Annotated in this window: 14 protein-coding genes and 8 pseudogenes; 17 read left to right on the top strand and 5 right to left on the bottom strand. The window is 34.1% G+C overall.

Features of this window, described 5'->3' with window-relative positions:
• The first annotated feature begins 152 nt into the window (after window positions 1–152).
• The 3 genes and pseudogenes from JFU23_RS02075 to JFU23_RS02065 all read left to right on the top strand — a co-directional run.
• Window positions 153–935 carry a GNAT family N-acetyltransferase gene (locus JFU23_RS02075; protein ID WP_201031227.1) on the top strand — a complete coding sequence of 261 codons (783 nt, stop codon included), beginning with the start codon at window positions 153–155 and terminating at the stop codon, window positions 933–935.
• A gap of 505 nt (window positions 936–1440) precedes the next feature.
• Window positions 1441–2133 (top strand): CsxC family protein, encoded by a 693-nt coding sequence (locus JFU23_RS02070; RefSeq protein WP_201031226.1) that lies wholly within the window; start codon window positions 1441–1443, stop codon window positions 2131–2133.
• 162 nt (window positions 2134–2295) lie between these two features.
• A pseudogene (locus JFU23_RS02065) lies at window positions 2296–3177 on the top strand (BC_2427 family protein); the annotation flags it as partial.
• 234 nt (window positions 3178–3411) lie between these two features.
• Here JFU23_RS02065 and JFU23_RS02060 read toward each other — a convergent pair.
• On the bottom strand, window positions 3412–3843 hold the full coding sequence (locus JFU23_RS02060; RefSeq protein ID WP_201031224.1) for a GNAT family N-acetyltransferase: 432 nt from the start codon (window positions 3841–3843) through the stop codon (window positions 3412–3414).
• A gap of 227 nt (window positions 3844–4070) precedes the next feature.
• Here JFU23_RS02060 and JFU23_RS02055 point away from each other — a divergent pair, with 227 nt between their 5' ends.
• Complete coding sequence (locus JFU23_RS02055; protein WP_201031223.1) at window positions 4071–4931, top strand: DegV family protein; 861 nt, start codon at window positions 4071–4073, stop codon at window positions 4929–4931.
• Window positions 4932–5120: 189 nt separating this feature from the next.
• Here JFU23_RS02055 and JFU23_RS02050 read toward each other — a convergent pair.
• A pseudogene (locus JFU23_RS02050) lies at window positions 5121–5402 on the bottom strand (GNAT family N-acetyltransferase); the annotation flags it as partial.
• A 285-nt stretch (window positions 5403–5687) separates the two neighbouring features.
• Between JFU23_RS02050 and JFU23_RS02045 the strand changes: the two are divergent.
• The 6 genes and pseudogenes from JFU23_RS02045 to JFU23_RS02020 form a co-directional block, all read left to right on the top strand.
• Window positions 5688–6056, top strand: a pseudogene (locus JFU23_RS02045) (DUF3888 domain-containing protein).
• Window positions 6057–6266: 210 nt separating this feature from the next.
• On the top strand, window positions 6267–7880 hold the full coding sequence (locus JFU23_RS02040) for a M3 family metallopeptidase (RefSeq protein WP_201031222.1): 1614 nt from the start codon (window positions 6267–6269) through the stop codon (window positions 7878–7880).
• A 13-nt stretch (window positions 7881–7893) separates the two neighbouring features.
• Window positions 7894–8595: a 5'-methylthioadenosine/adenosylhomocysteine nucleosidase gene (locus JFU23_RS02035; RefSeq protein ID WP_201031221.1), complete on the top strand. Its 702-nt coding sequence runs from the start codon at window positions 7894–7896 to the stop codon at window positions 8593–8595.
• 29 nt (window positions 8596–8624) lie between these two features.
• Window positions 8625–9284, top strand: coding sequence for an HAD family hydrolase (locus JFU23_RS02030; RefSeq protein WP_085311619.1), 660 nt, complete (start codon window positions 8625–8627; stop codon window positions 9282–9284).
• 305 nt (window positions 9285–9589) lie between these two features.
• Window positions 9590–10286, top strand: a pseudogene (locus JFU23_RS02025) (alpha/beta hydrolase).
• A 357-nt stretch (window positions 10287–10643) separates the two neighbouring features.
• Window positions 10644–10770: pseudogene (locus tag JFU23_RS02020) on the top strand (GNAT family N-acetyltransferase); the annotation flags it as partial.
• Window positions 10771–10898: 128 nt separating this feature from the next.
• Here JFU23_RS02020 and JFU23_RS02015 read toward each other — a convergent pair.
• Window positions 10899–11564: pseudogene (locus tag JFU23_RS02015) on the bottom strand (transposase); the annotation flags it as partial.
• A 236-nt stretch (window positions 11565–11800) separates the two neighbouring features.
• On the opposite strand from JFU23_RS02015, the pseudogene JFU23_RS02010 reads away from it, so the two are divergent.
• Window positions 11801–12126: pseudogene (locus tag JFU23_RS02010) on the top strand (serine hydrolase domain-containing protein); the annotation flags it as partial.
• A gap of 94 nt (window positions 12127–12220) precedes the next feature.
• On the top strand, window positions 12221–14305 hold the full coding sequence (locus JFU23_RS02005) for a serine hydrolase domain-containing protein (protein WP_201031220.1): 2085 nt from the start codon (window positions 12221–12223) through the stop codon (window positions 14303–14305).
• Window positions 14306–14727: 422 nt separating this feature from the next.
• Here the strand turns inward: JFU23_RS02005 and JFU23_RS02000 are convergent.
• A pseudogene (locus JFU23_RS02000) lies at window positions 14728–15648 on the bottom strand (serine hydrolase domain-containing protein); the annotation flags it as partial.
• 121 nt (window positions 15649–15769) lie between these two features.
• Here JFU23_RS02000 and JFU23_RS01995 point away from each other — a divergent pair.
• Window positions 15770–16081 (top strand): GNAT family N-acetyltransferase, encoded by a 312-nt coding sequence (locus tag JFU23_RS01995; protein ID WP_201031219.1) that lies wholly within the window; start codon window positions 15770–15772, stop codon window positions 16079–16081.
• 97 nt (window positions 16082–16178) lie between these two features.
• A complete protein-coding gene (locus tag JFU23_RS01990; RefSeq protein ID WP_201031218.1) occupies window positions 16179–16676 on the top strand; it encodes a DinB family protein in 498 nt (165 codons plus the stop codon).
• Window positions 16677–16719: 43 nt separating this feature from the next.
• Here the strand turns inward: JFU23_RS01990 and JFU23_RS01985 are convergent, their stop codons facing one another.
• On the bottom strand, window positions 16720–17142 hold the full coding sequence (locus JFU23_RS01985; protein ID WP_201031217.1) for a hypothetical protein: 423 nt from the start codon (window positions 17140–17142) through the stop codon (window positions 16720–16722).
• Window positions 17143–17256: 114 nt separating this feature from the next.
• Between JFU23_RS01985 and JFU23_RS01980 the strand changes: the two genes are divergently transcribed.
• The 3 genes from JFU23_RS01980 (at window position 17257) to JFU23_RS01970 (ending at window position 21206) form a co-directional block, all read left to right on the top strand.
• Complete coding sequence (locus JFU23_RS01980) at window positions 17257–17904, top strand: response regulator transcription factor (RefSeq protein WP_000865958.1); 648 nt, start codon at window positions 17257–17259, stop codon at window positions 17902–17904.
• Window positions 17897–19273 (top strand): sensor histidine kinase, encoded by a 1377-nt coding sequence (locus JFU23_RS01975; protein WP_201031216.1) that lies wholly within the window; start codon window positions 17897–17899, stop codon window positions 19271–19273. Before JFU23_RS01980 ends, JFU23_RS01975 begins: the two co-directional genes overlap by 8 nt.
• Before the next feature lie 136 nt (window positions 19274–19409).
• Window positions 19410–21206, top strand: a complete 1797-nt coding sequence (locus tag JFU23_RS01970) for a Xaa-Pro dipeptidyl-peptidase (protein ID WP_201031215.1) — start codon at window positions 19410–19412, stop codon at window positions 21204–21206.
• Window positions 21207–21269 lie beyond the last annotated feature (63 nt).

Genomic DNA, 21269 nt, shown 5'->3' with positions numbered 1-21269 from the left:
CATTTAAGTATAATTTATAATTATTTGATATTTGAGAGTTGAGTTTCATAGACATTTACTTAGATAATAAATAAGTGTGTATAAGAATACTAATAAAAGTTAACTCATGAAAATGTTGAGCCTAGTTGATTTTAAGGAAAGCGGGAATGTAAATGATATATGAAGCGAATATACATACAAGAAAAAAATTATTTTCTATGTTTGAGGATTTCAATAATGTTGTTTTACTTTCTTATTTACAAGGACATATGGGAACTGCTTGGGTGAATGATCTTGAAAATCCGACAGTAGCGCAAATTACGGTAGGGATTTTCACATTTTACGCTGGGGATCCAAATGCAAAAGAAACAGAAACAGAAACAGAAGAGTTATTACGTAACATCCCTGAAAGAATTCTAGTAATCGTAAATAGTGATGAATGGAAAAAGCGTTTAGAAGCATTCTCTGAAAGAAAAATAGATAAGTTTTTACGATATAAATTTAAACGAAATCCAGAAGTATTTAATGGCTCAAAATTAAAATCTTTTATAACTGCACTTCCAAAAGGATATGAATTGAGAAAAATAGATGAGCATATTGTGAATAACCCAACATTACATAAGGTTTCTGAAGATTTTACAAGTCAATTTCGATCAATAGATGATTATATAGATCGTGGCATAGGCTATAGTATTTTATATGATGGAGAAGTCGTATGTGGCGCATCATCATATAGTATTTATGATGGTGGTATTGAAATCGAACTTGCTACTGATCCGAATCATAGAAGAAAGGGTTTAGCGACTGTAGTTAGTGCGGCCTTAATATTGAATTGTTTAGAACAGGGGAAATATCCAAACTGGGATGCAGCGAATAGTACTTCTGCCAAATTAGCAGAAAAGCTAGGTTATGTTTTTGATAAGGCGTATGATACTTATTTTGTGAATAATAGATGAATGAGCAGGGATTGTACGATTTGTACAAAATAAAGAACTTAAAGGAAAAGGCAGATGACTAGAATAAAATAATTAGTTCAATAATAAGAGGATTTTACAATTTATTGAGTACAAAAACCGGCTTTTTTAGTCGGTTTTTATTTTTTTATTGAAGGGGACAATAGTCGTGATGTTCTGTTTTATGGATTTTATTAAGTGGGGAAATGATTCTTATTAAATATATCCTTTGCTAGATAGAGTAAAAGACTCTTTAAAAATTAATTTTAGTATTCTTATTAGTTCTATCGTAAAAAGATCGAGAAATTCTATTTTATATAGGTAGATATTCGTATAGGCTCCGTATATTAATTTATGTGTTTGTAACTATCAAGAAGAAATGAATCTCTTACTTTGTAAATGATAAAAATGACTATGATACAAACCCACGCATTAATAGAAAAAGTACATATACAGTAAAGAGAGTTAAAAAACTCTAAATTTTTTATATAAAAGGAGATTATAAAATATGAGTGAACAATGTCCGATTAATGTACCATGCCAAGTTGGGGCACAAAATCAAATACCTTTAGCTGATCAGGCTGCAGCACCAATTGTTACGCCAAATGCATTAATTAAGGTGCCAGTTGTCTTAGCGGAGAGAACAGTACAAATCGTTGTAGAAGCAGATATTCCACTTGATCCTCCAGCTGTTGAAATTAAAAGGGTATTGAAAAATGTATTTTTAACTCAATGTAAGTTAGTTCCAGTAGCATTCTCACCAATTCCGGGTACAAATTATCGCCGAGTTACAAGAGCGAAACTATTCGTAGAAGGCTATATTCGTAAAAATATTGAATATGCATCTAACGAATGTAATGCAGCTTTATATGATCGCATTGCTAATGTTAATTTTTACGGATTTGCAGACTTAACAGCAGCAGATTTCCTTACGCAACCTATAATTGCAGCTTCTTCAGACGCAGCTTCTCATTTCATTAACCCTAAGAATGGCGATTTGCCTCGTTTGGACAAGTACTTCTTTGAAAACACAGTTTATTATAATGAGCAACCGTATTGTGAATTAATTGCTGCTAATTTCTTTGAGTTAGATTTTTCACCATGCCCTACACCTTTAAATGATTCGTTTGATACACTACGTGAAAAAATTGTATTAGACCTTACTTTAAAAGTGTTACAAGTACAACAAGTACAAGCCTAGTAATAGAAAAGGCATTGTCTTTCGTAACGAAGACAATGTCTTTTTTTATTATAAAACATATATAAAGAGGAGAATGATGTGAACATAAAAACATAGATCTGTTCAAAATTTATTAAATGGAGACGGGGGCGGATGATCATGAATAAGCCATGGGTTGGTGCCGAAGTGGGGCACAAAATTTATAAAGCAAAAAAGCTAAACACACCGGGTAATTACAGTCACAAGGTAAAACTAGAAAATAAGGAAGTATCTGGATCGGAAGGTCTAGCTTCAGATTCAGAGAAAGAAGTTGAAGTTGCGGAATTAGAAAAAGAAGTTGTAGATTCAGAATCAGAAATAAATAATTCAGTACGTTCCATTATAGTGAAAACCCCATTTTCCATTATTTCCGAAGTGTCTAGTTTTTTAAAGTTTCCTAATATTAGTGTGGGAAATCAAGAAGAATTTGTATTTCAAAATGAAAAAAATGCAGGGTGTAGAGAATTAGATTCAAAGTTATTAACTACAGTGCATCATTATCATGGAGAGGCGTATTGTCATTTAGTTTCTTCAAATCTTCATGAAGAGAGAGTACTTTTAGAGTTCTCTAATCAAAAAGTCAAAGGTGATATTGAAGAAAATAGGATAGAGACATCTTCGTGGGTTCCTATCCACAGTAGGATATTAGAAAAGGAAAGGGAAGGAGAATTAAATAAATATGTAACAGCGAAACTACCAATAGAAATAGGTAGGTATAAAGGTGAAATTAGTTTGCAAGAAAAGATAGTATTTAAAGAAAAAGTAATAGGAATAAAAGAGGTGTCACAGGAAATTATTTTGACAAAAAATGAAATTTCATTACCAAAAATAAAAAAGAAAGGAAAGAATCCGCGTACCTTTGAAAAAGGGAGCTTACTTGTAGAAGGTTATATCTTTCAAAGGGTTGCATATATTATAGAACAAAGTACATCGCATGATAATGTGTATCAACTAATGCAAAATATTGTATTAGAATTAATCATTCAAGTATTACAAGAACAGGAAGTGCGAGTGCGGATTACATAAAAAATCATATCTCCATCAATTAGCTGAAAATTTCTTCAGGAATATATAATAGAGAGACTTAAAAATAGTGTTAGTAAGTTTGTAAACGAGCTAACTAATAAGCGATGTGGAAAGATGTGAAATACAATTGACAGATTGATTGGAAAAACAAGTTACTTAAATAGGTGAAATGGGTAAACCTTTGTTAAAACATAAGGTGTAATACAACGTGTACCCCCACCTATTATAGAAAACTCAAAACTTAAATAGTAATACATGTTTATCATAAGTTTTTAAACACCAATTATATTTTTTTAGAATAATTGGATGGACAACCTCTTGCGTAGTATCGACTTCAGTAAAACCGTATTTTTTATAAAAGTTTCTTAATTCCTCGAAAGGGAGACAAAATACATTTTGAATATGTAATTCTTTCGCTGCTTGTACTAAAAATAAAACGAGTTCTCCGGCTAATTGTAAGCCTCTAAATTTAGGAAGTATGAAAATACCACCCATTTCAATAGTATCTTCATCAATTTGAACTAAACGACCTACACCTGCATACTCGCTGTTGTATGTAATAATCGCAACCTTATCGCGCTTTAAATCACTTGGTACAAATCCTATTGATTCGTATTGATTATTAATCCATTCTAAATCTTTAGAAGTAGCTAGTTGTATACTCATAAGTAACCACCTTTGGAAAAGTATTAATATTCTCATTATATATGGCTCAATAACTAGTGAAAAGAGGATAAATCAAAATCATTTTTCTTAACAGTTCAAGTTTTGAGGAAGAGTGCATATAATATAAAGTACTTTCCCTTTCTTCATTCTTGTTTTACGTATATAATTTAAAGGTAATATTTTTATTTTATTTTTTTATATATTTATAACAGAATAGAGGTTTAAAAATGGGCGTTAAAATCATTACGGATAGTGCGGCGGATTTACCAATAGAATTGCTGCAAGCATATGATATAGATTTAATTCCACTCCGTGTATATGATGAAGCAGAAACAGAGTATTTAGATGGGGTTACATTAAAATCAGTTACTTTATTGCAAAAAATGAGAGAAGGCGCAGTTTATAAAACGTCATTGCCTTCACTTGAAACATTCCAAGAAAAATTTGTTTCCTATGCAAAGGAAGGTAACCCTTGTATATATTTAGCCTTTTCATCTGAATTGTCTGGTACATATCAATCGTCAGTTCTCATTAAAAAAGAAGTGAAAGAAACATACACTGATTTAGATTTAGAAATTATCGATACAAAATGTGCCTCACTCGGTCAGGGTATTGTCGTATTAGAGGCTGCAAAAATGGCAAAAGAGGGCGCATCAAAAGAAGTAATATTAAACCGTGTCGCTTTTCTAATGGAGCATATGGAACATATCTTCACTGTAGCTGACTTACAGTACCTTGTTAGAGGTGGACGTTTAAGTAAAGTAGCCGGTTTCATCGGTGGTTTATTAAACATTAAGCCAATTTTAAATGTGGATGAAGGAAAACTTGTACCACTTGAAAAGGTAAGAGGGAAAAAGAAAGTATTAAGCCGAATTGTTGATATTATGGAAGAGCGCGGGAAAGACCTTAAAGGTCAAACAATCGGTATGACTCACGGTGATGATTTAGAAACTGCCGAAGCATTAAAAGCATTAATTACTGAAAGATTCGGCTGTGAAGTATTTATCGTAAATACAATTGGAGCAGCAATCGGAGCGCATACAGGACCTGGTGCGTTAACATTGTTCTTCTTAAATGAAGTAGAGTAAAGGATTGATCTTTTGATCAATCCTTTTTTTATTCTAATATAATTGTTTTATGTTAATAAAAAAATATGTAATTATTTATTAGTTAGTAGCTTTCTTTTTAGTAGGTAAGAAGGTAGTTAGGAAACCGGTGAAGGCTAGCATGAAACCAAATGTTTCAGTATCATCAACTACTAAACCATTGTTCCACTGATAATCTGGATCAGTCGCTACACAACTCAGTCTGGCTATATTAAATGGTTGTCCCTTATGATGGATAGTTTTGCGCACTACCCCTGCATAGCTGACTAACTTTCCATCTATGTAGGAATAAAATGAGCGTACATTAAATTCTTTAAGGTGAGTTTCTAAAATTGTTTCCTTAGGCGTGGAATCGAAATCTGGCCAAACCTGCTGTAGCATCACAGCAATTTCGCGTCGTAATGCATCAGATGCTTGATTATAGTCGGTTGATTGTACAATATGAGTTGTCATAAGTTATTCTCTCACTTTCTACTATGTTTAAATTCTATATATACTCAGTAAAAGCCAGCATCTTTAGATATCGTTAGGGTGGTATTTTTTTCAATTTGTTTGAAATATATTTGAAAATCAGTTCCAGTCATTCGAGCTAGCATAAATGTTATTAAAAATATTGACTCGCAAGTAAAAGATCTGATTTATTTGATGCTTAATAAGCTAAGAATAACATAAAGAGAATAGTCATTATTTTTTAGAGCATCCTAAAGTTTATCATCTAATAAGCCTGGAGTGAATCTCATGCTAAAGAGTAAACTATCCCTAATAATTTATGGGATTCTAATAATGGTCATATTTGCATCTCCGAAAGAAGGAAACGCAGCTAACATATCTGATAAAGATTTTTATGATTCCTATAACACTTTATTGGCTCCGTATGCAAGTCGAACGATTCAAAGCAAACTTGGACCTTCGCATCAGTATAGTTTAACTGATGCGAAGGTTATAAAAATTGAGTGATCCCCCAAATACACTTTTAACTTCATTGTCGTTGCAAAGTATCGAACTTATACAAACGCCCATAACCCACCAAATCATGTTGTAACAATTACTTATAACATTAATCCAAGTGGAGTGAAAGTTATAAACTTCAAACAAAAGAAAGAGTAAATAAACAGTGTAGTCTATACGAACCTAGAAATTCCCTAGCAGAAGTAGTAATACTCACAACTTATATAAATAGGAAGAAATAGAAAATGAAATATCAAATTACATTCATATAAGTTTGAATATTTCAAGATATTAAATTTTTGATAGTTCATATATAATAGTGAAAAGAGTAGATTTTTGTAACTATTTGTAAAAAAAGGAGGGTGCAAAATGAATAAAATAATACAATCTCAATGGGATTTGGACAGGCTATATCCTCAAGCACAAAACTTCACGTTTTCTATAGAAATGATAGAAAGATTAAAAATTGAATATAAAGCAACAAAAGACTCAGTAATCCTTTCACAACTTATACAGGCTATCGAAAAAGCAGAGTATTACTTATATTGCCGTGCTGCTGAAGATGAGAAGCATCCTGAAGATACTTTACTAAGTGTAAAAGTAAATCAATTAAAGAAAGAAGTTCAACTATTAATAGAATCTAGTAAGGGACAAAGTGTTAATACAAATCATTCAAGTATTAAACTAATAGAAAATGAATTAAAAGCTTGGGAAGATATGTATACACAATTAAGAAATAAGATAGAAGTAATACACGATAAAGAGACTTTATCATTTGGACAAGCAAATTACGTTGCGATGAATAGTGATGATCATAATGAAAGATTAATAGTATTTGATTCTCTTACAAATACTTTGAATAAGGAAAAAGATATCTTTGCTACTGTATTGAATCAAATAGGAAGATTACGTCATGCTAAAAGTGATGAAATGGAAGGGGCAGAGATTTTAAAACAATCACTACAAGCAAATGGCATCTCTGAAACTGCATTATCCCAAATGTGGAATGCAGCGGAACAAAATTTTACGAAGCTAGTAATTGCGTTAAACGGTTATAAAAAAGGAAAGAATTCAATTACATGGCACGAGCTAATGACATGGAAGGAAAGTAATAAGGCTGTTATTCCTTTTTCAGTAGCAGTAAAAAACATATATGATGCACTAAAAAATATAGATGAAGAATTGGCACAGTTCGCACAGAATGCAATAGCGAATGGCTGGATCGATGCTGAACCGAGAGATAATAAACCGCCGGGTGGATTTTGTGCTCCTTTTTTCAGTGAAAAAGAATCTCGCATTTCACTTCGTTATGATGGAACAATTGATAGTGTAAGAGTACTTGCTCATGAACTAGGACACGCTTGGCATTTTTATGTTATGAGTCTTGAACAATCTACAACATTTTTAGATGATTATCTGCCAATGAGTACAGCTGAATCAGCGTCTATTTTCTTTGAGATGGTACTTGTAGATCACTTAATAAAAACAGCAGAATGCACAGAAATGAAAAAGTCATTGCTTAGCTGGAAAATTAGAAATAGCTTTAATTATGTTATGGCAATTCGTGCATCGTTTCAGTTCGAAAAGAGTTTTTATGAAAAAAGTAAAGAAGGTCCTATAAGTGCTGATGAAATTGAGAAATTATCTATAGCCGCGCAAGAAAAGGCATACGGAAATGCACTAACAGAATATCAGCCGTTTGTTTGGATGAAATACGTTCAGTTTTATATAGCAGATGTTCCTTTTTATAATTATCCATACACATTTGGGTATTTAGCGAGTTTTAGTTTAATTGAAATAGCAAAGGAAAATAAAAATGCATTTCATTTGAGGTATAAAGAATTTTTGAGAGAAACGGGGAAAGCCCCAGTTGAAGAATTGATGAAAAAACATTTTGATATTGATCTAACAGAGTATGAATTTTGGAATAAGGCTTTTATGCAAATTCATAAAGATATTGATGAATATTTGCAAATTAATTAAGGGGACTACATACATGAACAGAATTGGTATTATCGGAGCAATGCAAATTGAAATAGACTTACTTTTAGAAAAACTACATATAAAAGAGGAACATACTATTGCGGGAATACCTTTTTATAAAGGAAACTTCATGGATACAGAAATTATTATTACGCGATGTGGTGTAGGAAAGGTAAATGCCGCCGCATGTACACAAATTTTAATTAATAAATTTGATGTGAATTCTATCATTAATACAGGTGTTGCGGGTGGATTACATCCAGATGTGAAAATTGGCGATCTAGTTATTTCTACAAATGTTACGCATCATGATGTTAATAAAAATCAAATGAAGAATCTATTTCCGTTTCAAGAAGCGTTTCATGCAAGCGAGGGATTAAGAGATTTAGCCCGAAAAGCTGTTAATAGTAGTAGTTTAAATATTACTGTTCATGAAGGAAGAATCGTCAGCGGAGAATGCTTCGTCGAGGATTCAAAATTAAAGGAGCAATTAGTCACTGAATATGCACCTCATTGTACAGAAATGGAAGGAGCAGCAATTGGGCATGTCGCTCATATAAATGACATACCATTTCTTGTTATAAGAAGTATTTCTGACAGCGCAGATGATGAAGCGCAAGTTTCATATGATGACTTTGCGAAAACTGCAGCGAATTATTGTTCAGAAATTATTGTTGAGATGCTTAAAAATATTTCGAGTAAAGCTGTATTGTAGTTCATAAGTAAAGAATGGGAAAGAATATCATGTTACAAGCACTAATTTTCGATATGGATGGAACTTTATTTCAAACAGATAAAATTTTAGAGTTATCACTAGATGATACATTTGATCATTTACGCTCACTACAATTATGGGATGCGGAAACACCTATTGATAAATACCGTGAAATTATGGGTGTTCCTTTACCTAAAGTTTGGGAAGCGCTGTTACCTGATCATTCAAATGAAGTAAGAAAGCAAACAGATGCATATTTTTTAGAAAGACTAATTGAAAATATAAAGAGCGGAAATGGTGCTTTATATCCGAATGTAAAGGAAGTTTTTAGTTTTATAAAAGAAAATAACTGTTCCATTTACATTGCTAGTAACGGTTTAACGGAATATTTACAAGCGATCGTATCTTATTATGATTTAGACCAATGGGTTACGGAAACGTTTAGTATTGAGCAAATACAATCGCTTAATAAAAGTGACTTAGTAAAAAGCATTTTGATGAAATATGATATAAAAGAGGCAGCGGTAGTTGGTGATCGTTTATCTGATATAAATGCAGCTAAAGAGAATGGTTTGATTGCGGTTGGATGTAATTTTGATTTTGCACAAGAAGATGAGCTTGCTCATGCAGATATAGTAATAGATGATTTAATGGAGTTAAAGGGAATATTGCCTGCTGTGCAGAGATAATAAAGGTGTTTAATTTATAATAAAGTCATTTGAAAAATAATATAATTGTTTAAAAATCCTTCTTCTACTATAACGGAGTAGATTAACTCAATAAGGAATCAAAATAAGAACTTGTAGCTTCTGAAGAAATGGAAAAAAAGAAAGATTTTAAATTCAAAATAGCCTCTGTTATATAGAGGTAGAGAGATTATAATTCATTTGTGATGAATTAGTAATAGTTTGATTTGTTTTAAAACTGAGTAGAGGGTTATAAAGTGTGTGCAGTTTTTTGCCAATTCCTATATGTCTTATTCCACGGAGGGAATATGCTTAAAGATAATTTTAAAATTAGTAATATTCCCACGGTTTTATGGGGAAATAAGAGTGAAAAAAATTTTATTGCAGTACATGGAAATATGTCAAATAAGGAAGATGCAGTTATTCAAATATTAGCTGAAGAAGCCAATCAAAAAGGTTATCAAGTATTAAGCTTTGATTTACCTGAGCATGGAGAAAGAAAAAATGATAATACTCCTTGCAAAGTACAGTTTTGTGTTAGTGAATTATCTATAATTATGAATTACGCAAAACAACATTGGAAAGAAGTAAGCGTGTTTGCATGTAGTATGGGAGCTTATTTTAGCCTTTCAAAATGATGTGATAGAAAAGGCATTATTTTTATCACCAGTAGTTAATATGGAACGAATTATCGAAAATATGATGAAATGGTTTAATGTAACACCAGAGCTTTTGCAAAAAGAAATGACTATAGAGACACCTATTGGTCAAAAGTGATATTGGGATTATTTATGCTATGTAAAAGAACATCCTATTAATACATGGAATACAGATACATATATTATGTACGGAGCCAAGGATGAACTGTGCGAATTTGAAACTATTAACTATTTTACAAAAAAACATCGTTTTGAATTAGAGGTCATGGAGACAGGTGAACATTACTTTCATATTGAAAAACAGTTAAAGATATTTGGACAGTGGTTACACAAACATATCGATTAACAAATTACAATTTTTCTTGAACCTGTTAGAGAAGAATGGTGAATATATAAACTGATATTATACTTGAGAGACATTATAAATGTGAATGTATTCACTTAAACAAACAAGTGCTTTAGTTCAATAAGAATTAAACAACTTTATTAATGATTTTTGAGTACACATACCTTTAAATGTATAGAAATTAAACAATTATATTATCGATTTACATCTGAAGTGAAGAATACGCATACTACGAATTGAATAAAGTAACAATCATAAAAATGCTCAGAATAAATGATTCTTGAGCATTTTTATGTATTTTCATATTAAAGAGGAATTTACTTGAAAGATATACATATTTAACAAATTGAAGATTTAATGATATACGAACACGATTATCTTGTTCAAGAAAGCAAAGACGAAGGATTTAATTTCCTAATAAAACTAATAAGTGAATATGAAAATAAACACATTTAATAAAACTAGTGAATGTTTATATGGCATCATACCCATCAACTTAAGAACGGAAACAAAATGAACTTTCGTTCAAATAAACTACAACACTCTTAAAACACTTTTTATTCTTAAAGATGAGCATGCCAAATAAACCTAGGTAGGTATCATTTTTAAAGATTATGCAGCTTTCTTTTGTTTTCTAAGTCCACTATACTCATAGACAACACCCATAATATCAAAAACTGTTTTCTTCTCATATCGATGAGATTTCCGCCCATTTTTCTGTAATAGGTGGAATAGACGGATTAGAATCTTTGTTATTTCTTGGGTGTCTTTCTGTATAGCTTGATACAAAAGATATAGATAATCTTGGATCATTCCTATCGCTTTATATTCGCTTAATTCTCTTTTCTTCTTTTGTAAAAGAAGTTGGCGCATTTTAAACATAGTAGAGGAGCAAAGGAAAATAGCGATTAGCTTTCCATATAGTTGGCACTCTAATCGTTCCTGTTTTACATTACGATAATGGTCTATTTTGAAGAGTGATTTCCACGTTTTAAAGACAATCTCTATTTGCCGACGCAAAGTATATAACTCATGTACCTGTTCCATCGGAACCCATTCCCAAGGTGTATTCGTCACGTACACGTTTAATCCCGCTACCATTTTACTTTTCTCCGAGTACGATCTATTTTGGGGTTTTTCTTTTTCCGAAATTTTCGCTCGTCGTTTTTGAAGTTGTTTTTCTGTTAATCGATTAAAAATTACACGTGCGAACAGTTGTTGTTTATCACCAATATAAGCATTTTTTAATTCCAATGTTCCTCCAGGTTGTAGTTCATCTTGAATCGAGAGATTCATAAGAAAACGTCATCCTTTCTATTCTAGCTTGTTTAGAAAGAATAACGTTTTTTAGTACCTAAGAGTATTAAAATCTCTTAAGTTTATGGGCATGTATGGTGACCCCTATTATAGAAGCTATTTTGAACGTAAGGGATTTGTAAGGAATAGGTAAGGAAAAAGAGATTTTCATTGTGTATGATCAAAATATAAATAAGCATGAAAGGCGGAACAGATATATGATTTCTACTGCTGACGACTTAAACAAATTCTTCTCTTACTTATTCAGTGGCAAATGACTGAAGGAACAGCAACTAAAACAAATGCTTACTACAGTTCCTACAGGAAGAAAAGGGATCGATGGGTATAGTCTTGCAATCTATGAAATTAAGCTTCCAAACGGTGTCTCGATATGGGACACGGAGACGCCATTCCAGGGTTTCTTACTTTTGCTGGAGGCACACTTGGAGGTAAGCATACGTTAGCCGTCAATTTGAACGGCTTGGGTAAATCTTACAGTCTTGATTTTTATAAAAATATTTTACTTGCTGAATTTAGCAAGTAGGCAAAGAGGAAAAACGGATAGATTTTGTCATATTTTTTATTGTTAAACAAATAAGTGATTAAATCGATCACTTATCTAAGGAGGCAATTCTCTCATGAAAAATAAACTATCTGGGGTATTAGCCGCTACATTGGCGCTAACGATGACCCTACCAACAGGCGCGATGGCGTCTTCTAGCAGTAAGACTCCGGTTGTAGCTAACCAAGAAGTTGCTAGCCAAGAACTGGAGAAGATTGCGGCAGATAAGGCTGCCCTACTCACGAAGTCCCATGGGACGACTAGCGTGCAGTATGCGCTGATTGATAATGGCAAACTTATTTTGTCGGGTCAGACAGACAAGAACGATATGAAAAGGAAACAGTTGCTGACTAAAGATACTCTATACGGGATTGGTTCAGTCAGTAAAATGTATGCAGCAACGGCTGTAATGAAATTGGTCGACGAAGGAAAAGTCGATTTGGATGCTCCTGTCGTCCACTATGTTCCTGATTTCAAGATGAAAGACGAGCGGTACAAACGCATTACGCCGCGTATGCTGTTAAACCACTCCTCCGGCTTGCAAGGTTCCACGTTAAGTAATGCATTTTTATTTAACGATAATGATACCTATGCCCATGATGTCTTGTTGCGGCAATTGTCCAACCAAAGCTTGAAGGCGGATCCTGGCGCGCTCTCGGTATACTGCAACGACGGCTTTACGCTGGCTGAGATTTTGGTGGAAAGAGTCAGCGGTATGAGCTTTACCGAATTTCTACATCAACGGTTTACAGAACCCTTAAAGCTGAATCATACGAAAACGCCGCAGGACAAATGGGAAGGCGAAAAGCGGGCTGAACTTTATTTTCCGGCGTACCAAGGGCAACTTCCCATTGAATCGGTGAATGTGATTGGTTCGGGAGGGATCTCTTCCACGGCAGAAGATATGGTACGATTCTCACAATTATTTATGGGACAGGGAAAAGGGATCCTCTCTGATAAGGCAGTCAAGGCGATGGAGCAAGAGGAATATAAAAAAGGAATGTGGCCGGGGGATGGAGATAATATTTTCAACTATGGTCTTGGCTGGGATAGTGTGAAACTATACCCATTCAGTGAATATGGGATAAAAGGCTTGGCTAAGGGCGGCGACACGTCACTGCAACATGCTATACTGGTCGTGCTTCCGGAACAGAAGATGGCAGTGGCTGTGTTGTCATCCGGCGGGCAAAGCTCTACAAATCAACTACTGGCAACTGAATTACTGCTCGCCGCGCTTAAAGAGAAGGGCACAATTAAGGAAATTAAGCCAAACAAATCCTTTGGCAAGCCGGTCAAGGCTAAGATGCCTCAAGACGTGGCGAAGAAAGCGGGCTTTTACGGCAATAGCGACAGTCATTTCAAAATAGAAATTACGAAGAATGGAGAACTGTTCTTACCATCTAATCGAGAAGAAAAATATGTATATACTGCGAATGGAAGCTTTATTAATGAGAAGGGTACTTCCAAGCTCAACTTCGTCACTGAGAAGAATGGAAGAACTTATTTGAAGGAGAGCACATATAAATCGACGCCAGGATTAGGGCAAAATGTGATGACTCACTATTTAGCCGAGAAACTAGAAGACAACGTGCTATCGAAGAAAACCGCTGCCGCATGGGCGAAGCGGGAAGGCGTCAAGTTCTATCTCGTGAACGAGAAATTTAGTTCTATTGAATATCTCGTTCAACCGAAACTTATTACCACAGAAATTACTCGCAAGGAAGGCCTGGCGGGCTATTGGGACGGCAGAAAAATTACAGGTCCGAACACCGCGGCGCATCAGCTCCAGATCCCAGTGATGAATGGCCGTGATACGATGGAAACTTATTTCTATACAGAAGGCGGCAGTGAATATATGGAGATGGCCGGATTGTTATACGTAAGTGGATCCAGCGTAAAACCGCTTGATGCAGGCCAATCATCCAAAGTTACGCTGCAAGCAAATGGGTATGCGAAATGGTTTACGATCCCACAAGCGGCAGCGGGGAAAACGATGACCGTGGCGTTGCCATCGAAGAGTTCGTTCGCGGTGTATGATGAGAAGGGAGTATGTGTCAATTTTACCGTTGTGAGCGGTAATAACAAAGTAAAACTGCCGAAGAACGGAACGGTTGTATTTGCTGGCGCGCCGAACTCGGAATTTGCAATCACGTTGAACTAGTTACAATTCTAGATGGAATTCAACAAAACCAGTACGACACAGAAGAGGTGTTTTGCTGGTTTTGTTTGTATTTACGTATGATCTTTATGAAGAGGCTTTCCACGAATAATATCACGCTCAAACTCTGCAAGAACAGCTAGCATACCAGTTTTGGGCAATCATCTTTTGCCCCACTCATCTTCTCGGTGTAAATACGTTCGCAGCCGGCATTATGATGTACAAGCCCTATACGATGTAGGAATTATCCGAGGTGTTTCGGATACTAATTTTAACCAACATGGCACACTCACACATCAACTTAAGAAGAATAAACGCCACCAAAACAAAAAAAGCCCCAATTTTTCTTGAAAATAAGTTGGGGCTTTTGAACCAGAAAAGTATATTTTTAACTATGAAAACTACGATAAATTTTTCCTTTTTTCCTACTTGCTAAATTCAGCAAGTAAAATATTTTTAAAGGGATTAGGACTGTCAGTTCTACCCAAACTATTCCAATTGACGACCAACGTATGCTTGCCTCCAAGTTTACCTCCAACAAGAGTAGTAAACCCTAGAATGCCACCTGTGTGTCCCCATATCGAGACACCGCTTGGAAGCTTAGTTTCATAGATTCCAAGACCATATCCATCGATTCCTTCTTTTCCTGTAGGAACTGTAGTAAGCATTTGTTTTAGTTGCTGTTCTTTCAGTAATTTACCCCCGAGCAAGTAAGAGAAGAATTTATTTAAGTCGTCAGCAGTAGAAATCATATCTCCAGCTGAGCTACCTGCACTTGGGTTATAATAAGTAACGTCTTTTAGCTCACTTACTCCGTCTGGTTGGACATATCCACGGGCATGCTTGGTGCCTGGAATAACGCTTGAATTGCCTGGTAGGAATGTATTCGACAATTCAAGCGGTTCAATAATCCGACTTTCAATCTCTTCCGCATAGCTGTTTCCGGTTACTTTTTCAATAAGAATACCTAGTAATACGTATCCTGTGTTTGAATAAGACCAGCCCTTTCCTGGGGCAAAGTCTGGGGGCAGAGAAATCCCCATCTTCACTAACTCTTCAGCCGTATACGATTTTTTTGTATCCGTAAAGTCAGCGTCTTTTGACCTTGAGTATTCAGCGATACCACTTGTATGGTTCAATATGTGCCGAATAGTAATCTGGTTACCATCATATCCGTTTCCTTGAATGACACCAGGCAACCATTTTTCGATGTAGTCGTCTAGATTCAAGCGGTTCTCTCCGACTAATTGAAGTACAACCGTTGCTGTGAACGTCTTCGTCACGCTGCCAATGCGAAAGCGAAAATCTGTTTTCATTGGTTGCTTGGTGCTCAGATTCGCTACCCCATCGCCATCAAGCTAAGATTTTGAAGTACCCACTAAATGAAATTTTTCTTTCTCTACAGTTAGTTATTTTGAGAAGTCAGCTCATTTTTTTGTTTTTGGGGTTTTTACTTTTCTTAAGTTGATGGATGTGTTATATGGCATTTTTCAAGGGGAAAGGCTAATTGGGATTGGAGGTATAAATGAAAATCTGTATACAGAAGACAATAAGATTGGTAGGTTAAGGAGATTTTATATTGCAAAAGATTACCGGCGGAAAGGATTAGGAAGGTTACTGTTAGGGAAAATCTTAAGCGATGCAAAAATCTATTTTACTATTGTTGTTTTACATACAGATACAGAACAGGGGAATCAGTTTTATCCTTCGAGTGGATTTGTGAAAGGGCAAATGTATGTAGGAACAAGCCATTATCTAAACTTAGATAAAAGGATGTAGTGAATTATTATTTGATCTCCAAAAGAACGTTTGTTCTTAGTTGTGTAGATTTATGGTATAATTTATTTGAATCTACTATTAGAATGGGGATTAGATGATGGGAGAAAATAAAATTATTAATGATTTTAAAGATTATTCAATGTGGATAACCACATTGAAAGGTATGAAAGAAGAATTGTGGACAGCGCCAATATCAGAGGGGAAATGGACTATTGGTGAGATTGTATCTCATATTATGAATTGGGATGACTATCTTTTACGTGAGACATTATCATCAGTGAGAGATGGACAGGGAATGGAGTTCCCTGACTTTGATACATATAATAAACTAGCCTCTAATTATGCAAAATCAGGTATATCTAAGATAAAACTTCTTGAAGAAGCACAAGCTAAAAGAGATTTACTTGTTCAAGAGCTTAACCGACTGTCTATTGGAAAGCTAAAGGAACATTTAACTTCCAATGGAGTATCATATTGTCCTCATACTGGAATGCCGTACTCTCTAATATATATTATTAAAGAATTCGTAGATCACGATAACCATCACAAAAGGCAGATTATTAATTTTTTAAATGAAAATCAAGTTGTTAACTGATAAAGAAAGATCCCGCGAATGATACTTGCGGGATCTTTTTTAATTATAATTTAACATTCATTTGTTTCAATAAAACCTTCGGATTACCTTTTACATAATAAAAATGTGGATTATTCTCATCATCGTAAAGCATAATGTAAGGTTTTTCATTAAGTGGGAGAAGGATAAGTACCTCATCAATTGTTGTATGTAACCATTGATTTGTAATAGAAACTGGTTTAGATAAAGGGATTTTTATCATGTGACCATCTTTTGGAACGACGTTTAAGTTTTTGAACGGGCCAGTAATGGATTTAGCATATTGAACAGCTTCTTTTTGAATAGCTGGATCTAAAGATTGTTTTTGGACTACCATTTCTTTTTTACAATCAAATACTTCAATTTGTTTATTTGTATTTGCGAATGCATTTGTTGATAATAAAAAGAAGAGAAGAGTAATGGCTCCTATTTTTTGAACATGAAACAACACCTCACGCTTACTATACCCTCAAACGTTGTAAATATTTTTATGTCACATTGATGTAACAAAGAAGTTGTATGATAAAATTGATATTTGTTTATAAGTAACGGAGGAATTGTAATGAAAGTATTAATCGCGGATGATGAACAAGATATGCTGAAAATTTTAAAAGCATATTTTGAAAAAGAAGGCTTCGAAGTTTTATTAGCAAAAGATGGAGAGGAAGCACTTCAAATATTTTATGATGAGAAAATTGACTTAGCTATTTTAGACTGGATGATGCCGAAAAGTAGTGGTATTACTGTCTGTCAGGAAATAAAAAAGAATTCGAGTGTAAAAGTATTAATGCTTACTGCGAAAAGTGAAAGTGAAGATGAATTAGCAGCTCTTCAAAGTGGGGCAGATGAGTATGTGAAAAAACCATTTCACCCAGGAGTGCTAATTACGCGAGCGAAAAAGCTTGTACAGCATGAAGATGTTATTCAAGTTCAAGATTTAAAAATAGATTTCACTAAAAATAAAGTATATAAAAACGAGAAAGAACTAGACATTACAAAGACAGAATTACAATTAATAAAGTGTTTTTTAAATCATAAAGGCACGATTTTAACGAGGAAAAAGTTGTTAGATATCGTCTGGGGATTTGATTATTTTGGGGAAGAGCGAACGGTTGATACGCATGTAAGAAGATTACGTAAAAAAATAGGAGAAAATATTATAAAGACACATCGCGGTTTAGGATACAGTTTGGAGGAAGAGTGTGAATAAACTCGGTAAAAAGTTATTTTTCAGCATCTCTTTAACAGTCATCCTTATTTTTTCCATCTCTTTATTATTAATTAACTATTTTTTACCAAAATATAATGTGCACAAAGCACGCGAAAGCTTAGAAGGCATTACAGCGCAAATCCAGTCAATACCGCGTAAAGAACTGGATGATGCTATAAATCGTATTGAAAATGAAGGTAATGTTACGATTGCTTATACATCAATAAATAGTTCAGAAGATGCTATTAATGAAGAATTACGCATGCAACTTACAAAAAAGAGAGTTGCATTGAATAAACTTTGGATTACAAAAGAAGAAATTACGAAAGTGAAGAACCTCGGACAATCGAATAAAATATATGATCAAGAAAAGATAAAATCTAGTTTTTTTGCGAAATACATTGCGAAAGATGATATGTTGATTTTAGTAGGAGTTTCTATAGCACATTCAAATGAAGTAATTAAAACGCTTAACTCATTTTATTTATACATTTTGGGATTCTCACTACTTCTTATTATTGTGCTCGTCTGGATTTTTTCAAAAACAATCACTACACCACTGAATGAATTGAGTGATGTCGCAGAAGATATTTCACGTCTGAAATTTAAACGGACGAAAGTTAAAACGAATGATGAAATAGGTGATTTAGCAAATAGTATAAACATTATGAGTGATAAATTACATGAAGCACATCAAGATTTAACAGATCGAAATGACCATTTAAAACGATTTATGGGCGATGTAACTCATGAATTAAAAACACCAATCGCATTAGTAAAAGCATATTCTATGGGAATAAAAGACGGTTTAGATGATGGCACATATGTTGATACAATCATTAAACAAACAGATCAAATTTCAAATTTAATTGAAGAGTTATTGCGATTTTCTAAACTAGAAAGAGATATTTTACAAAAAGAAAAATTTCCTATTGAACCACTAGTACAAAGTATAATAGATAAGCATAAGATTGAACTGGAGTCGAAAGAAATCAAGTTGCAAGTGAACTATAGTGTTGGTGACACGATTGTTTATGCTGATTTAAATAAAATGAGAATGGTCTTTCAAAATTTAATTTCTAATGCGATAAAATATACAACGAATCAAAATATAAAAATCACATTAGAAGAGAAAAATGGCATTGTGTATTTTCAAATTCAAAATGGTATTGCTGCTGAGGTAATTAAAGAGGTAGATAAAATTTGGGAGCCTTTTTACGTATTAGAATCTTCTCGCAGTAAAGAAAAATCAGGTACTGGATTAGGATTAGCGATTGTAAAAAGTATATTAGAAAGACATGGTTTTGAATACGGAGTTTCGGTAGAAGATGGAGAAATACAATTTTATATGTATATAGAAAGGAACTAATTGTTATTAGTTCCTTTTCTATTATCTTGAAAGATTCGAATGTTTTACAAATTTCTCAACTTTCCATAAAATATAAACTGAATTTTCTGCAATTTTAATGTATAGTAAAAGAAGGAATATATGGGGAGGGAAGGGCATGAGGAAAAAGAAATTAGCAATAACACTTTCAACTATATTATCTTTAACAATTACTTCAGGAGTTTCTAGTATGACTGCACATGCAGAAAATAAGGAAGGGAGCTCTGTAAAAGGGAGTGATATTAAGTTAAATGGTCAAATTTCAGAAGCTTTAACTCCAAACACAAAAATTCAATTGGAAAATGGGATGACAAAACCAATCTATTCTCTTGATGAAGCAATTATTGAAAATTTATTTGTAGAGACAGAAGTCGATAGTGATAGAGATGGTAAAAAAGATCGTGTATCAGTAAAGGTTATGCGTCCAAAGACGAATCCAGATGTGAAAGTCCCCGTTATTTATGAAATGAGTCCATATCGATCTGGATTAAAAGATGTTCCTGTTTATAATGTTGATGAAGAATTGTATGCATATGGAGGAAAACCGTATGGAGCTGTTAATCTTGGTTCATACGGAAATTATTACGTTCCAAGAGGATATGCAGTCATTTTAGGTGAAAGTATCGGAACTGGGAAATCAGATGGATGTCCGACCACTGGAGATGAGCAAGAAATACTTGGGACGAAGTCTGTAATTGATTGGGTGAATGGTCGTGCAAAAGCATATACAGAGGATGGTAAGGAAGTAAATGCAAATTGGTCTACGGGAAATGTAGGGATGACAGGAGTTTCTTATAATGGTACGTTACCGAATGCTGTCGCAACGACAGGAGTGGAAGGGTTAAAAACAATTATTCCAATCGCAGCGATTAGTAGTTGGTATGACTATTATCGTGCAAATGGGGCAGTAATTGCACCAGGAGGTTATCAAGGAGAAGATACAGACAATATGGCAGAAGCAGTACTAACAAGAAAGAACCCTGAAGTTTGCGGGCAAATTATTAAAGAACTAACAGCTGGACAAGATCGTAAAACAGGCGATTATAACGATTTTTGGGATAAACGTAACTATGTAAAAGATGTTAAGAATGTGAAGGCTAGTGTGTTTGTTGTTCACGGTTTAAATGATTGGAATGTAAAAACGAAGCAGTTCGCACAGTGGTGGGAAGCTCTTGGCAAAAATAATGTTCCTCGTAAAATGTGGTTACATCAAGGTGGACATGGCGGAACATCAAGTAATAACTGGCAACAAACCCAAAATAAATGGTTCGATTATTGGTTATATGGAATTGAAAATGGAATTATGGATGAACCGATGGTAGATGTACAACGTGAAAATAAATCGTGGCAAAAAATAAAAAATTGGCCAGATCCAGCAGCTGTACCATCAAAAGTCCGTATGTATTTAAGTAATAAAGCAGTCAATCTACCATTAAGTATGGGATCAGTAAACAATGTTTTCTCATTAGTAGATGATGCTAAAATAAAGTCAAATCAACTAGTAGAAAACCCTGAGTTAGAAATAGCGAATCGATTAGTATATACAATGCCTGTACTGCAAAAAGATATGCGAATAAGCGGTACGCCTAAAATTTCAATAACAGGAAATATTGATCGATCTGTTTCAAATTTAACAGCTGTACTCGTTGATTATGGCGGAGCGAGGCCTGAAATTGTAACGAGAGGTTGGATGGATCCGCAAAACTTAAATAGTATAGAAAATTCAACAGCGATTCAACCTGGTAAAGATTACACATTTACATGGGACATGCAGCCAGATGATTATGTATTTAAAGCAGGGCATCAAATGGGGGTCGTTTTAATCGCAAGTGACTACGATTATACAATTAGACCGAAAGCAGGAACGAAGCTAACGGTGAAATTGAGTGAAGTGACATTGCCGATTGTGAAATAAATAGTTTTTGATAAAGAGCTTACTATAGTAAGCTCTTTATTTATAATCAGAATTTTCAAATTT

Origin of the sequence: Bacillus sp. TH50 (genome assembly GCF_016650565.1) — a bacterium.
In the GTDB taxonomy this organism is placed as follows: Bacteria; Bacillota; Bacilli; order Bacillales; family Bacillaceae_G; genus Bacillus_A; species Bacillus_A mycoides.
Note: the sequence above shows the minus strand (reverse complement) of the source record. Positions and strands in the feature narration are given on the sequence as shown.

Excerpts from the sequence above, each read along its gene's own strand:
- JFU23_RS02060 (WP_201031224.1), bottom strand. The coding sequence starts at position 3,843 with ATGAGTATACAACTAGCTACTTCTAAAGATTTAGAATGGATTAATAAT.
- JFU23_RS02075 (WP_201031227.1), top strand. The coding sequence starts at position 153 with ATGATATATGAAGCGAATATACATACAAGAAAAAAATTATTTTCTATG.
- JFU23_RS02035 (WP_201031221.1), top strand. The coding sequence starts at position 7,894 with ATGAACAGAATTGGTATTATCGGAGCAATGCAAATTGAAATAGACTTA.
- JFU23_RS01995 (WP_201031219.1), top strand. The coding sequence starts at position 15,770 with ATGGATGTGTTATATGGCATTTTTCAAGGGGAAAGGCTAATTGGGATT.
- JFU23_RS01980 (WP_000865958.1), top strand. The coding sequence starts at position 17,257 with ATGAAAGTATTAATCGCGGATGATGAACAAGATATGCTGAAAATTTTA.
- JFU23_RS01990 (WP_201031218.1), top strand. The coding sequence starts at position 16,179 with ATGGGAGAAAATAAAATTATTAATGATTTTAAAGATTATTCAATGTGG.
- JFU23_RS02070 (WP_201031226.1), top strand. The coding sequence starts at position 1,441 with ATGAGTGAACAATGTCCGATTAATGTACCATGCCAAGTTGGGGCACAA.
- JFU23_RS02055 (WP_201031223.1), top strand. The coding sequence starts at position 4,071 with ATGGGCGTTAAAATCATTACGGATAGTGCGGCGGATTTACCAATAGAA.
- JFU23_RS02005 (WP_201031220.1), top strand. The coding sequence starts at position 12,221 with ATGAAAAATAAACTATCTGGGGTATTAGCCGCTACATTGGCGCTAACG.
- JFU23_RS02030 (WP_085311619.1), top strand. The coding sequence starts at position 8,625 with ATGTTACAAGCACTAATTTTCGATATGGATGGAACTTTATTTCAAACA.
- JFU23_RS01970 (WP_201031215.1), top strand. The coding sequence starts at position 19,410 with ATGAGGAAAAAGAAATTAGCAATAACACTTTCAACTATATTATCTTTA.
- JFU23_RS02040 (WP_201031222.1), top strand. The coding sequence starts at position 6,267 with ATGAATAAAATAATACAATCTCAATGGGATTTGGACAGGCTATATCCT.